10 protein-coding genes are annotated in these 13,662 nt (G+C 59.2%); 2 read left to right on the forward strand and 8 right to left on the reverse strand.

Translation table 11 applies throughout. From position 1 onward, the window contains the following. Positions 1–62: 62 nt before the first annotated feature. The 5 genes from ABEH28_RS11305 to ABEH28_RS11325 all read right to left on the reverse strand — a co-directional run bounded on the left by ABEH28_RS11305 (position 63) and on the right by ABEH28_RS11325 (position 5,236). Complete coding sequence (locus ABEH28_RS11305) at positions 63–1,178, reverse strand: alpha-xenorhabdolysin family binary toxin subunit A (protein WP_346629970.1); 1,116 nt, start codon at positions 1,176–1,178, stop codon at positions 63–65. Between the two features lie 131 nt (positions 1,179–1,309). Then, a complete protein-coding gene (locus ABEH28_RS11310; RefSeq protein ID WP_346629971.1) occupies positions 1,310–2,308 on the reverse strand; it encodes an alpha-xenorhabdolysin family binary toxin subunit B in 999 nt (332 codons plus the stop codon). A 2-nt stretch (positions 2,309–2,310) separates the two neighbouring features. Beyond that, the gene (locus tag ABEH28_RS11315; protein WP_346629972.1) at positions 2,311–3,498 is read right to left on the reverse strand and encodes an alpha-xenorhabdolysin family binary toxin subunit A; all 1,188 of its coding nucleotides are present in this window, start codon (positions 3,496–3,498) and stop codon (positions 2,311–2,313) included. Positions 3,499–3,757: 259 nt separating this feature from the next. Beyond that, the gene (locus ABEH28_RS11320; protein ID WP_192170671.1) at positions 3,758–4,552 is read right to left on the reverse strand and encodes a tetratricopeptide repeat protein; all 795 of its coding nucleotides are present in this window, start codon (positions 4,550–4,552) and stop codon (positions 3,758–3,760) included. Between the two features lie 3 nt (positions 4,553–4,555). Then, positions 4,556–5,236, reverse strand: a complete 681-nt coding sequence (locus tag ABEH28_RS11325; protein WP_346629973.1) for a Fe2+-dependent dioxygenase — start codon at positions 5,234–5,236, stop codon at positions 4,556–4,558. A gap of 195 nt (positions 5,237–5,431) precedes the next feature. Here ABEH28_RS11325 and ABEH28_RS11330 point away from each other — a divergent pair, with 195 nt between their 5' ends. Both ABEH28_RS11330 and ABEH28_RS11335 read left to right on the forward strand, forming a co-directional pair. Then, positions 5,432–7,681 (forward strand): TonB-dependent siderophore receptor, encoded by a 2,250-nt coding sequence (locus ABEH28_RS11330; RefSeq protein WP_346629974.1) that lies wholly within the window; start codon positions 5,432–5,434, stop codon positions 7,679–7,681. 295 nt (positions 7,682–7,976) lie between these two features. Next, positions 7,977–10,529, forward strand: coding sequence for a sulfite reductase flavoprotein subunit alpha (locus tag ABEH28_RS11335; protein WP_346630224.1), 2,553 nt, complete (start codon positions 7,977–7,979; stop codon positions 10,527–10,529). A gap of 259 nt (positions 10,530–10,788) precedes the next feature. On the opposite strand, the gene ABEH28_RS11340 is transcribed toward ABEH28_RS11335, so the two are convergent. The 3 genes from ABEH28_RS11340 to ABEH28_RS11350 are packed head-to-tail and all read right to left on the reverse strand — an operon-like array spanning position 10,789 to position 13,653. Then, on the reverse strand, positions 10,789–11,763 hold the full coding sequence (locus ABEH28_RS11340; RefSeq protein WP_108120822.1) for a peptide ABC transporter ATP-binding protein: 975 nt from the start codon (positions 11,761–11,763) through the stop codon (positions 10,789–10,791). Then, positions 11,763–12,731: an oligopeptide/dipeptide ABC transporter ATP-binding protein gene (locus tag ABEH28_RS11345; RefSeq protein ID WP_065990186.1), complete on the reverse strand. Its 969-nt coding sequence runs from the start codon at positions 12,729–12,731 to the stop codon at positions 11,763–11,765. Before ABEH28_RS11345 ends, ABEH28_RS11340 begins: the two co-directional genes overlap by 1 nt. Positions 12,732–12,741: 10 nt before the next feature. Then, positions 12,742–13,653 carry an ABC transporter permease subunit gene (locus tag ABEH28_RS11350; protein WP_192170675.1) on the reverse strand — a complete coding sequence of 304 codons (912 nt, stop codon included), beginning with the start codon at positions 13,651–13,653 and terminating at the stop codon, positions 12,742–12,744. Positions 13,654–13,662 lie beyond the last annotated feature (9 nt).

Raw genomic sequence — 13,662 nt, forward strand, 5'->3', positions numbered from 1 at the left:
CAATGCAAATGCCTGGTCACTTCCGATGCAAACGACTGGTCAAGTCGAATGCAAATGGCTGGTCAAATGGGTTGCAATTTCCCATTGAGCAACGTGTCCGCTTCCCGTTTTATCTGGGTCCAGGGTTCAGCCACCAGATTAAAAGCGTTCATGAGGCGGCGCATTGACAGCGCGTTATCAATTTTGCCCGCTTCTTGAGCCGAGTGGATCAGGAAAATATGCAGACCGTTCCACACCACAACCATGTTCTGGATGGCAATGTCTGCATCCAGAATGATCAGGCTTAGATCATGCAGATCATGACGAACGCGCTGCAGTGAGGCGTGGATTCGGTTTTTTTGCTCCAGTAGAAGAATGCTGTTCTCTTGTTCCAGGCGCAATGCATTGATCTTTCTACGCACTTTGCCTGCTTCAACCCCGTAGTAAATACCCAAACCGATCAGGGCAAAACTGGCACCCACCGACTTTTTGATCAGCGTTTTGTATGCCCGCTGTTTTTCTTCAATGTCTGCGGCACGTCGGTTGATGGCGTCGTTCAGCGATTTGATGTCGGCCGGCACATTATTGTTGTCGATGCTCTTTAACTTGAGCTGTACGTCGGGCATTACCCGTGTCGACAACTCCCGCGAAAAGGCATCGAGCCGACCCTTGAGTGCTTCGGTTGTGCTGCGTCGATGCAAGACGAGCGCGGCGACCTGCTCGATGTAATGCAGAAAATCCTGGTGATCGGCCGGCTCGAGCGTCTCTGCAGCCTTTGCCCTGATCTCGTTATAAAGCTCTCTTACACCGTTGCCGTAAACTTGCATCTGATCGGCGAACACCCACAACTCGCTGCCTACGTTTATCAGGTCGGTACGAAGCGGTTTCCATTGCGCGGCGTGAAGATGAATGCGATTGAAACTCGCCTGAAAATCCCTGGCTTCAAGATTCAGGCCGGCGCCTGTTTCGTAGCCCAGATACCAGACAACATCTTTGAGTGCGATGGGAAGCGCGAGACCGTGGGTTGTATAACGCATAAGGTCAATCAGTTGTGATTTGGTCAGGAAGAGGCCTGGCGCGCGAATGGCTTCTTCTACCGTACCCGCTGCAGCGGAAATCAACGTGCAGGGCAGGCGCTCTGCCAAGTCAAGCTTCTCATCCCGAACGGGCGCGTCATCCATGGCTCCGGATGATTTCATATCGTTAATCCTTTAATGAGATGAATGGCGTGAAAGGGGAAGCCTGACGTGAATCAGGCGCTCCGGCATGGGGCCGGGAAGAACATCACTTGTACTACCCGGCCTGCATTGTTGCGCGTTGGCGGATGAAATCAGGCCATGACTTTCAAGTGTTTTGCCAGCGACAGCGCGTCAACGCTGAACTGAGTGACCGCGTCCTGATCACCACCGTTTACGGTGTTGTAAGTCGCGAGGAAGGCCCGTTTGGCCGCGACACATTTCTCGAACTCGGTGATGTACTGCGCCCGATGTTCATCGAAGTTATGGCACGCCGTGATCAGCTCTTTTTTTAATGTGACCAGGCGCAACTCATTGGTCTTCGCGTAAGTGCTGCTGATCAGGTCATCAATCTGTTTGCGCAGGGTGTTGCGGGCTTCAACCATCCCCAGGTAGTTGATCAGGCTTTCGGCCCGTTCCAGGACCTGTTGCGCCAAGCCGATGGCGGCCTCTACGGCAATCAACTGGGGGGGTGTCATGCCCATTTTGACCAGCTCCTGAGCGGTCAGCGCTGTATCTTTGGCCAGCTCGGTGAAGCCCTTGGCTTCGATCAGTGCCATGGCGTCAGTCAGCGCTTTGCGCTTTGCTTCCAGCGTGTCCTGGCGTTCTTTGATCTTCAGCACTTCTGCCGGCAGGCGCGCCTGGTCGGCTTCAAGCTGCTTGATGTACGTGCCAGTGGCAGCACGATCAATCGGCGTTGCCATGGCCGTGATCAGATTGTGGAGCATCAGCTCTTTATTGCCCACGGTGTTCATGATGGTCTGAATTCGAATGACGATGTCTTCAATGATTTCTTCTTTGTCGGACTCAGGGGCGCCCAGGAACTCACTTTGAAGTTCTCTGAGGGCGCCCACTTGAATCCCTAAAACAGTACCCAGTGATTGAACGGTGTCCCGAAGTCTGAAGTCAGACTCACGTATCGCTTTGTCCAATTCAGAGACTCGGTTGTGCAATGACGGCAGATACTGTGTCTGAATGAACAGAACTTTCATTTGAATGGTTGCATCGTTGGCATTGGCTTTCGCCTGTTTGAACGCTTGAGCGTTCAGCTCCGGGTAGTCGAGGCTGCCTGGAAATTGAGAAATGTTATTCATGTTTAAACTCCGTAATCTTCTCTGAATTCGCGGTCCGCTTCTGCAAACACGTGTTGTAATTTTTGGGCGTCCACTTCAATGGTTTCCCACGGTTTAACCACGAGATTGAATTGGTTGCGGAACCTGCGCATGGACAGGCCGTCGTGGATACCATCTACTTCAGCGGCGGAAGCAGCGATGAACGTGCTTAACGAGTTCCAGACACTGATCAGGTTTTGGGTGGCGATGTCGGCATCAATCACAATCAGATCGAGGTTCTGGAAGTCCATCCGTATACGACCCAGCGACGCCAGGATCCGGTTTTTCTTCGCCATCAGCGCGATATCTTTTTCTTGCTCTTCGGTGAGCTTGTTGCGTTCCTTGCGGATTTTTTCGGCCTGGACGCTGGAGTAAATCATCATGACCAGGTTGCCCATGACGGCACCGATGGCCTGCTTGACCATCTCTTTGTATTCTTTGTTCTTCTCTTCAATGGCCAGCGCGCGGTTATCGATTTTCACCTGAAGCGCCTGGATCTCGCTGCTCATGGTGTTGTTGTCGATGCTCGCCAATTTGAGCTTGATGGCAGGGCCAACCTGTTGGGCCAGTTGTCGGCCGAATGAGTCCAGGCGCTGTTTTATTGCAAGCGCCTCCGCCTCTTGCTCTCTTACTTTCTTGAGTATTTCATCCAGATAAAAACCCAAATCAAGACGATCCATAGCCTCAATGCCGGGAAATTTTTTGCCCAGCTTAAGTTCGACTTTTCGCAGATCTTCAAGTGTCTTGATATTGTATTTTTCGATCAGGCCCAATACCGCCATATCATCGAATACTTCCCTCATGCTCGCGCCATAGACTTGCATGGAGCCGGCGAATACCACGAGTTTGGTATTGACGGTCAGCAGGTCGGTGCGCAGCGGATTCCACAGCCTGGCGTGGCCATTGACGAGCTTGAAGGTGCGCTGGAAGTCAACGGGCTCCAGCCCGAGACCGGCGCCGTTTTCATAGCCCAGATAAGCGATGACGTTGTCCAGTTCGGTCGGAAGGGCCAGGCCGGCGATTTCATATTTCTTGAGGTGCTTGAGCTGCTCTTTGGTCAGTATAAGCCCGGTGTCCCGGGTATCGCTCCCGTTTGTTGCGACCGATGAACCGAAAAGGCTTGCAGGATCACTCGCTGCGTCGGTGACGAGGTTTTCCGTAAGTTGAGACATATCATTAATCCTTTAATGATGCGTATTAAATGTTCTGAAGCCAATTAACGCTTCAGATGCAGAATGGTTAAGTTGTCTGCACGAGAAGGAGAGTAAGTCGTGTTTTTGAGGCGGTCAAAGTGCGAAGGCAGTCTGAGTTTGTAGGATGATTCCTTCCCGCCCATGCGCAATGTTGGCATGTCCCCGGAAATGGGGGCGTAACACACGATTGATGGCTGCTCGTGAAACTGTGGTTGGCAAATGAACTTACAATTGGCGGTTATATAACTTTCAGTAGTTCACGATATTCCGCCGCGTCTGCTTCATTTCCCAACTCCGCCGCCCGCTTATGGTAATCGAGAGCCAGCGCTCGAACCTGAGGATGGGGTGCTTGCAACAGCGTCTTGCGACTGACCCGCAGGAAGTTGAGATTGCCATTCTGCACGGCAGTTTTCAGCCAGCCGACGGCTTCCTCCACGCGTCCGTGATCTGCCAGCACTGCGGCATGACTGAACTGCCCACGGAAATCACCTGCCTGCGCCGACCGTTGATACCACTCATGGGCTGCATCGAGATCCTGCTCGCAGCACAGACCCTCTTCCAGATAACGCCCCAGCAGATTCATCGACTTCGCGTGGCCCAGCTCTGCCGCCTTGCGATAGCAGGCCAGCGCGCGGGCCTGATCTTTGTTCACCCCGCGCCCGGTGGCGAGCAGGTTGCCGTAGTTATAAAAGCCCCAATCCAGACCGGCCTCGGCGGCGAGACGATAATGCTCGGCAGCCTTTGCCGCGTCCGGCTCGCAGCCCCACCCATGCTCGTGGCAGCGGCCAGCCATGTTCTGCGCCATCGCGTGGCCGCGACGGGCCGCAATCTGGAACCAGACCAACGCCAGCGCCGGGTCGCGTTCTATGCCGGTGCCGTCGAGCAATATCTGCCCGAGCAGCGCTTGGGCGTCGACGATGTTGGCCTGCGCCGCGATCAGAATCGCCCGTGCGGCACTGGCTGAACTGTCTTCAAGCATGGCGCGCAATTGGTCGCCGTCGAGCACCTCTTCACGTCGCAGATTCCAGGTCATGACTCAGACCTCGACCCACTGCCGCAGCAGGTTGTGATAGGTGCCGGTGAGTTGCAGCAGTGAAGGATGATCGGGCACGTCGCGGCTCAATTGCTGAATGGCTGCGTCCATTTCGAACAGCAGCGTGCGGTGGCCATCGTCCCGCACCAGGCTCTGGGTCCAGAAGAACGAGGCGTACCGCGCGCCCCGCGTCACAGCATTGACTTTGTGCAGACTGCTGGCCGGATAAAGCAGCAGGTCACCCGCCGGCAGCTTGACCTGACGGGTGCCGAAGGTGTCCTGAATCACCAGTTCGCCGCCGTCGTAATCATCGGGATCGCTGAAGAACAGCGTCGATGACAAATCCGTGCGCACACGCTCATTGCTGCCGTTGGCCTGACGCACGGCGTTGTCGATGTGGAAATCGAAACTGCCGCCGCCGGTGTAGCAGTTCACTAACGGCGGGAAGACTTTGTGGGGCAGGGCAGCAGACATGAACAGCGGGTTGTGCCACAGGCGCTCAAGCATCGCCGCGCCAATCTCCACGGCAAGTGGATGGCCCTCCGGCAACTGCAGGTTGTGCTTGGCTTTCGCCGACTGGTGCCCGGCGGTGATCTTGCCGTCCGCCCATTGGGTTTCCTCCAGCGCCTGTCGGATGCGACGCACCTCCTCGGGTGAAAACAGACCGGGGATATGTAGGAGCATGAATCGCGACCTGCGAGAAGAATGAAGCGGCGGATGATAGTGATTCTTATTGGTCGTGTAAAACGCCTCCCGCGCGTGTGAATGGGCAGATGTGAAAATTGAGTAATGGGAAAGTGTAAAGAATGTAAGTTTTCTGCGAATGCGAAGCAGTCTCAACTATATTCCGCCGCCTTATTGTTTCCTTGGGGAAGGAAAATGTCGCGCCAAGCACAACCGGTTACCGCCCATTCGCAGCGTTCCATTGTCAGCGCCGTGGGCGTCGCCCTTGCGGCGATGTCAGCCGCCCATATGGCGCAGGCTGTGGAACCTGCATCGGATGCTCTGAATCTCGGGGCCACCAATATTGACGGCGAGCGCGCCGACACGGCTTACAAGACCGAAGAATCGGCCTCGAAAAAGTACACCGCACCCCTGCGCGAAACGCCGAAGAGCGTCACGGTGATCCCGCAGCAAGTCATCCGCGACACCGCAGCGACGAGCCTGGCTGACGCATTGCGCACCACTCCCGGCATTACCTTTGGTGCGGGCGAGGGCGGCAACCCGAATGCGGATCGCCCGATCATTCGCGGCTTCAACGCAGAGAGCGATGTATTCGTCGACGGCATGCGCGACGTAGCGGCGCAGAGCCGGGAGATTTTCAACGTCGAGTCAGTCGAGGTCAGCAAAGGCCCGGGCTCGGCGTTCACGGGTGCAGGCTCCACGGGTGGCAGCCTGAACCTCGTCACCAAGGGCGCTCATCTGGGCGATGCCTTCAACGGCGGCTACACCTTCGGTTCGGACCAGACCCAGCGCTACACCCTCGACGTCAACAAGCAGATGACCGACACCTCGGCCTTCCGCCTGAACCTGATGAAGCATGATTCCAACGTCGCCGGCCGCAACGATGTCGACAACAGCCGTTGGGGCGTTGCGCCTTCGTTCGCGTTCGGTCTGGGCACCGACACGCGGGTCAAGGTCGACTATTACCACCTGTCCACCGACGACATGCCCGACTACGGCATCCCGCTGACCAACACCACCGGCCGCAGCAAGTACGTGGTCGACAAGCCGGCCCACGTCAACGAAAACAACTTCTACGGTCTGACCGACCGCGATTACCGCAAGAGCGTCAACGACAGCGGCACGATCCGCCTCGAACACGACCTCAACGACAACCTGACGATCTCCAACAGCTTCCGCATGTCGCGCTCGACGCTGGACTACATCGTCACCAACCCCGACGACAGCCGCGGCAACGTCGCCAGGGGCCTCGTCTCGCGCTCCGCGAAGAGCCGCAATTCCACCTCCAGCGGCTTCGTCAACCAGACTGACCTGCAAGCGAAATTCGACACCGGTTTCATTCAGCACAGCCTGGTGACAGGCCTCGAGTTTTCGTATCAGGACACCCACAACCGCGGCTACAACGTGCTCAGTGCCAGTGGCGGGACCATCGGCTCGACGTGTAACGCAGCGCTCTTGGCGTCCGGCGACTGCACCAGCCTGTCCAACCCGTCGCCGAAAGACGACTGGAACGGCACCATCACCGACAGCCAGGCGTACACCGATACCGACACCAAAACCAGTGCCGCGTATGTGTTCGACACGCTGAAATTCAACGAGCAGTGGTCGTTGAACCTCGGCCTGCGTTACGACGATTACGACGTGCGTTCCAGCGGTTACAGCACCGGTGGCCGGGGCTCGGTGGCGGGCAGTTTCAAGCGTGAAAACACCAGCCAGCTGTGGAATTACCAGGTCGGCGTAACCTACAAGCCATTGCCGAACGGCAGCATCTACGCGGCATGGTCGACGTCCAGCAACCCGTCGGGTGAGACCAGCGGCAATGGCGGTCTGGAAATCGCGGCGAACAATGCCAACCTCGATCCGGAAAAGAACCGCAACTACGAGCTGGGCACCAAGTGGGACTTCTTCGACGACAACCTGTCGCTGACCGCCGCGCTGTTCCGCACCGAGAAGACCAACGCGCGGGTCACTGACCCTGACAACGCGACGTTCCAGGTGCTGGACGGCGAGCAGCGTGTCGATGGTCTGGAGCTGACTTACAGCGGCAACATCACCGGCAAATGGAAAGTCTACGGCGGCTACACCTACATGGAGAGTGAGATCGTCAGTGCGACCAGCAAGGCGGATGAGGGTAATCACATGCCGAGCACGCCGCGCAACAGCTTCAATTTCTGGTCGACCTACGAACTGATGCCGAAGCTGACCGTGGGCGGCGGCGCGACGTTCGTCGATTCCCGTTTCGGCAACGAAGCCAACTCGGTGGAAGTGCCTTCCTACTGGCGCTACGACGCCATGGCCACGTACGCGCTGACCAAGAACGTCGACCTGCAACTGAACGTGCAGAACCTGACCGACAAGCGTTACTACGATCAGGTCTTCACCACCCACTACGCCCACATGGCTGCCGGGCGTACCGCGCTGATGAGTGCCAGCTTCCACTTCTGATCCGGTCACTCCCACAAGTCCGGCGAACGATCCGAAATATCGAGTCAGTCCACTGCCTCGTGGGAGCGAGCTTGCTCGCGAAGACCTGAGTTCAGTCGCTGAAGATTTCAGCGACTGTGCCGGCCTCTTCGCGAGCAAGCTCACTCCTACAGGATTTATGTTGGCCGGGTGAGCGCGGGGCGGCAGGGCAAGCTCGGTCCCACAGGTTTTGCATTAAGAATCAGCCACAGATGAGAATGTATGCCGTTTGTGCGCATAATGCGCGCCGTAGCGGGTGAGTGAGGTGTCGAGGGTGTTGAAGAAAGTCCTGTTTCAAGTGCACTGGTTCTTCGGAATCACGGCCGGTCTGGTGCTCGCCCTGATGGGGATCACCGGCGCGCTGTATTCCTTCGAGGACGAAATACTCGACGTGCTCAACCCCGATGTGTTGTTCGTGCAGCCCCAGGGTCGTCAACTGTCACTGGCGGAAATGGTCAGCAAGGTCGAAGCCCAGGGCAACGACACGGCGGCGATGTTCCGCATTGACGTCGACGGCGACAAGGTCGCCCAGGTCTGGTTCAAGCCTCCACCGGGCCAGCGTCGCGGCGAGATGCACAACTTCAACCCCTACACCGGCGCGTTCACCGAGGACGCTGTAGGCCAGGATTTCTTCGGCTTCATCCTCAACCTGCACCGATTCCTCGCCGCGGGGGAGTACGGCAAGCAAGTCACCGCGGCGTGCACACTGATCCTCGTGTTCTTCTGTCTGTCCGGGCTGTATCTGCGCTGGCCGCGCAAGCCGCTGAACTGGCGCGTCTGGCTGACCATGGACTGGGCGAAGAAGGGACGCAGTTTCAATTGGGACCTGCATTCGGTGTTCGGCACCTGGTGCCTGATCATCTATCTGCTGCTGGCGATCACCGGGCTGATGTGGTCTTACGACTGGTTCAGCAGCGGCATGACCAAGCTGATTGGCGATCCTCCCGTGGCGGGCGAACAGCGCCGTGGCGGAGGGCCGCGTCCTGGCCCTGCAGTGAAAGAGGCGCCTAAAAATGTCACGGCTTCGGCCCCGGATTACGACGCCATCTGGCAGACCATCCAGAGCGCTGCCGGCCCGGACCTCAAGACCTACAACCTGCGCATGCCCCAGGCACCGGGCCAGATGGCGACGGTGTTCTACCTCCTCAAATCAGCGCCGCACCCCCGTGCGCTGAACCAGATCACCCTTGACCCTGCCGACGGCTCGCTCAAAGCGGTGTCGCGTTACTCCGAGAAAAGCCTCGGCGCGCAGCTGTTAATCAGCAACTACGCCCTGCACACCGGCAGCTACTTCGGCCTGATTGGGCGCATCGTCGTGACCGTGGCCGCGTTGTTGATGCCGCTGTTTTTCATCACCGGCTGGCTGCTCTACCTCGACCGCCGACGCAAGAAGCGCGAGATCCGCAATGCGCGCGGTGAAGTGTCGACGACGACGGGCGAGCAGGGCGCGGGGTGGCTGATCGGCTTTGCCAGCCAGAGCGGGTTCGCCGAGCAACTCGCCTGGCAGACGGCCGGCCAGTTGCAAACCGCCGGAGTGCCGGTGAAGGTGCAGCGGCTGGGCGACATCACCGAGCAGGACCTGCACCAGAGCCGCAACGCACTGTTCGTGGTCAGCACCTTCGGCGACGGCGAGGCACCGGACAGCGCCCGTGGCTTCGAGCGCAAGGTGCTCGGCCGGCCGCTGGCGCTGGAGAACCTCAACTACGCGGTGCTTGGGCTGGGCGATCGCCAGTATCAACAGTTCTGCGGTTTCGCTCAGCGGCTGCACGGCTGGCTGGCCGAACGCGGCGGACGCACGCTGTTCGCGCCGGTGGAAGTGGACAGCGGCGACGGTGCGGCGCTGCAACACTGGCAACAGCAGCTGGGCCAACTGACGGGCTCGACGCCCGCGACCGTCTGGCAAGCGCCGGAGTATCAGAACTGGACGCTGGTGGCTCGGGAATGGCTGAACCCCGGAAGCTTGGGTTCGAAAGTGTTCTTGCTGGGACTGACGTGTGAGTCGGCGGCTGATTGGCAGGCCGGCGATCTGGTTGAGATATTGCCGCGTAACCCGGCGTCTGCGGTCGAGCAGTTCCTGTCCGGGCTGGGCATCGCTGCTGACACCCAAGTCACCGTCGACGGCTTGAACGAGACCCTCGGCCAAGCCTTGTGCTTGCGGCAGCTGCCGGTCAATCGCAGTCATCTAGTCGGCTTGCACGCCCAGGCTCTGGTCGATGCGCTGGTGCCATTGGCCATGCGCGAGTATTCAATCGCCTCGATTCCCGAGGACGGTGTGTTGCAGCTGATCGTGCGTCAGGAGCTGCACCCCGATGGCAGCCTTGGGCTGTGCTCGGGCTGGTTGACCGAGCATGTCGCCGTGGGCGGCGCCGTCAGCGTGCGGGTGCGTCGCAACAGTGGTTTCCATCTGCCTGCCGAGCCTGCGCCGATGATTCTGATTGGTAACGGCACCGGACTGGCAGGCCTGCGCAGCTTGCTCAAGGCGCGAGTGGCTGCACGTGAGCAACGCAACTGGCTGCTGTTTGGCGAGCGAAACAGGGACCACGATTTCCATTGCGCGAACGAACTTAACGGCTGGCTGGCGAGTGGCGATCTGGCGCGTATGGACCTGGCGTTTTCCCGGGATCAGGCTGAAAAAATCTATGTGCAGGACCGCTTGCGGGAAGCGGCTGATGAGCTGCGTCACTGGCTGGCCGAGGGCGCTGTGATTTACATCTGCGGCAGTCTGGAAGGCATGGCGGCTGGCGTGGATGAAACGTTGAACGCTCTGCTGGGTGAGGACGCGGTGCGGGAGTTGATCGAGCAGGTTCGGTATCGGCGGGATGTTTACTAACTCGACTGATGATGGATTTGTGGGAGCGAGCTTGCTCGCGAAGAGGCCTCAACATCCGCTAAGTCTTCAGCGGTTGAAATGCCGTATTCGTGAGCAAGCTCACTCCCACAGGGACTGTGTTTGCTGCGCGAGTTCCGTTTATCCGTGATGAGGTGGACGCCACGAATGGCAACGGCGGCGATGATGTAAACGTCATAATCAAAGCCACAAAAAAAAGGCCGTTGCGCTCACACGCAACGGCCTTTTTCTTACTCAACCATCACGCCACAAACTGTTCCGCGTAATGGCAGGCAACCTGACGGTTGTCGACCCAACGCAGCTCCGGCACTTCGACGGCGCAACGCTCGGTCGCGTACGGGCAGCGCTTGTGGAACGCGCAGCCTGACGGCGGGTTCAGCGGGTTGGGCAGCTCGCCGACGATTTTGATCTTCGGCTTCGACGGGTCCGGGTGGATTGTCGGAGTCGCAGACAGCAGCGCCTGGGTGTACGGGTGCAGCGGACGGTTATAGATCTCGTCCTTGGGACCCATTTCGGCCGGGCGACCGAGGTACATCACCAACACCGTGTCGGCGACGTGACGCACCACCGCCAGGTTGTGGGAGATGAACACGTAACCGGTGTTGAACTCTTGTTGCAGATCCATGAACAGGTTCAGCACCTGGGCCTGAATCGACACGTCGAGCGCGGAAGTCGGTTCGTCCGCCACCAGCACTTTAGGCTGCAGCATCATCGCCCGCGCCAGCGCGATACGTTGACGCTGACCGCCGGAGAACATGTGCGGGTACCGCTGATAGTGCTCGGGACGCAGACCGACCTGCGCCATCATCGCCTGCACTTTCTCGCGACGTTCGGCGGCGGAAAGACTGGTATTGATCAGCAGGGGCTCGCCCAGTTGATCACCGACTTTCTGCCGCGGATTGAGCGATGCATACGGGCTCTGGAACACCATCTGCACGTCTTTGCGCAGCTGTTTGCGTTGTGCCTTGGTCGCGCCGGTGACTTCCTGGCCGGCGATTTTCAACGAACCCGAAGAGGGCTCTTCGATCAGCGTCAGCGCGCGGGCCAGTGTCGACTTGCCGCAGCCGGACTCGCCGACCACCGCCAGCGTCTTGCCGGCTTCGAGTTCGAACGACACGCCGTTGAGCGCGCGCACGGTTGCATGGGGCTTGAACAGCCCACGGGACACATCGTAGTGACGAGTAAGGTCACGAGCGGTCAGTACGATTTCGCTCATCACGCCACCTCCTGATTCAGCGGAAAGAAGCAACGCGCCAGGCTATGGGCTTTCGGGTCTAGGCCCGGGCGTTGCTGGCGGCATTTGTCCTGGACGTACGGGCAGCGCGGCGAGAGCAGGCAGCCACTTGGACGGTCGTAGCGACCCGGAACGATACCCGGCAGCGTCGACAGGCGCGCGGCGCCCATGCTGTGCTCGGGAATCGCCGCCAGCAACGCTTCGCTGTACGGGTGCGCCGGGACGTCGAACAGCCCCGGCACCTGACCCACTTCCACGGCTTGACCGGCATACATCACGCAAACCCGCTGAGCGGTTTCAGCCACCACGGCGAGGTCGTGCGTAATGAGCACCAGCGCCATGTCCTGCTCTTTTTGCAGGGCCAGCAGCAGGTCCATGATCTGCGCCTGAATGGTCACGTCCAGCGCGGTGGTCGGTTCGTCGGCGATCAGCAGCTTCGGCTCGCCGGCGATGGCCATGGCGATCGCAACACGCTGGCTCATGCCGCCCGACAGTTGGTGCGGGTAGGCGTCCAGACGCTGTGCGGCGCCCGGGATTTCCACCTTCTGCAACAGCTCCAGTGCGCGCTGATGGGCGGCACGCCCCGACAGACCCAAATGCTGCTTGAGCACTTCCTTGATCTGGAAGCCCACGGTGTAGCTCGGGTTCAGCGCGGTCATCGGGTCCTGGAAGACCATCGACATGTCTTTGCCGACGATCTTGCGACGCTGGCGCGCATTGAGCGTGAGCATGTCCTTGCCGTCGAAGACCAAGGCGTCGGCGGTGACGATGCCGGGGTGCTCGATCAGGCCCATGAGCGCCATCATGGTCACGGATTTACCCGAACCCGATTCGCCCACGATTGCCAGTACTTCGCCCTTGTCGACGGCCAGATCCAAGCCGTCGACCACCGGGGTGGCCGTGGCATCGCCAAAGCGCACGTTGAGGTTCTTGATGTTTAAAAGAGACATTCGGACGTCCTCAGGCGGCGTTCTTGAGTTTCGGGTCCAGCGCATCGCGCAGACCGTCGCCCATCAGGTTGATTGCCAGCACGCTGAGCAAAATGGTCAGACCCGGGAGGCTTACCACCCACCAGGCGCGTTCGATGTAGTCGCGGGCCGAAGCGAGCATGGTGCCCCACTCAGGCGTCGGCGGTTGTACACCCAGACCCAGGAAGCCCAGCGCCGCAGCGTCGAGGATCGCCGAGGAGAAACTCAAAGTGGCCTGAACGATCAGCGGCGCCATGCAGTTGGGCAGCACGGTGATGAACATCAGGCGCGGCAGCGTTGCGCCGGCCAGACGCGCGGCGGTCACGTAGTCACGGTTCAGCTCGCCCATGACGGCTGCACGGGTCAGACGTACGTAGGACGGCAGCGAAACGATGGCAATGGCGATGACGGTGTTGATCAGGCCAGGGCCGAGGATCGCGACGATGGCCACAGCCAGCAGCAGCGATGGCAGCGCCAGCATGATGTCCATCAGACGCATGATGGTCGGGCCGAGGATTTTCGGGAAGAAACCGGCCAGCAGACCCATGAGAATCCCCGGAATCAGCGACATCACCACCGACGACAGACCGATCAGCAGCGACAGGCGCGAACCCTGGATCAGACGCGACAGCAGGTCGCGGCCCAGTTCATCGGTCCCCAGCAGGAACTGCCATTGGCCGCCTTCCAGCCAGACCGGCGGGGTCAGCAGGAAATCGCGGTATTGCTCGCTCGGGTCATGGGGGGCAACCCACGGCGCGAACAGGGCGCAGAACACGATCACCAGCATGAACACCAGACCGGCGACGGCGCCTTTGTTCTTGGAAAAGTGCTGCCAGAACTCTTTGTAAACGGACGGGTAGAGCAGGCTTTGATCGACTGCTGCTACGGGAGTAGGTGTGCTCATAAAAAGGGA

Origin of the sequence: Pseudomonas sp. Ps21-P2 (genome assembly GCF_039672565.1) — a bacterium.
Classification (GTDB): Bacteria; Pseudomonadota; Gammaproteobacteria; order Pseudomonadales; family Pseudomonadaceae; genus Aquipseudomonas.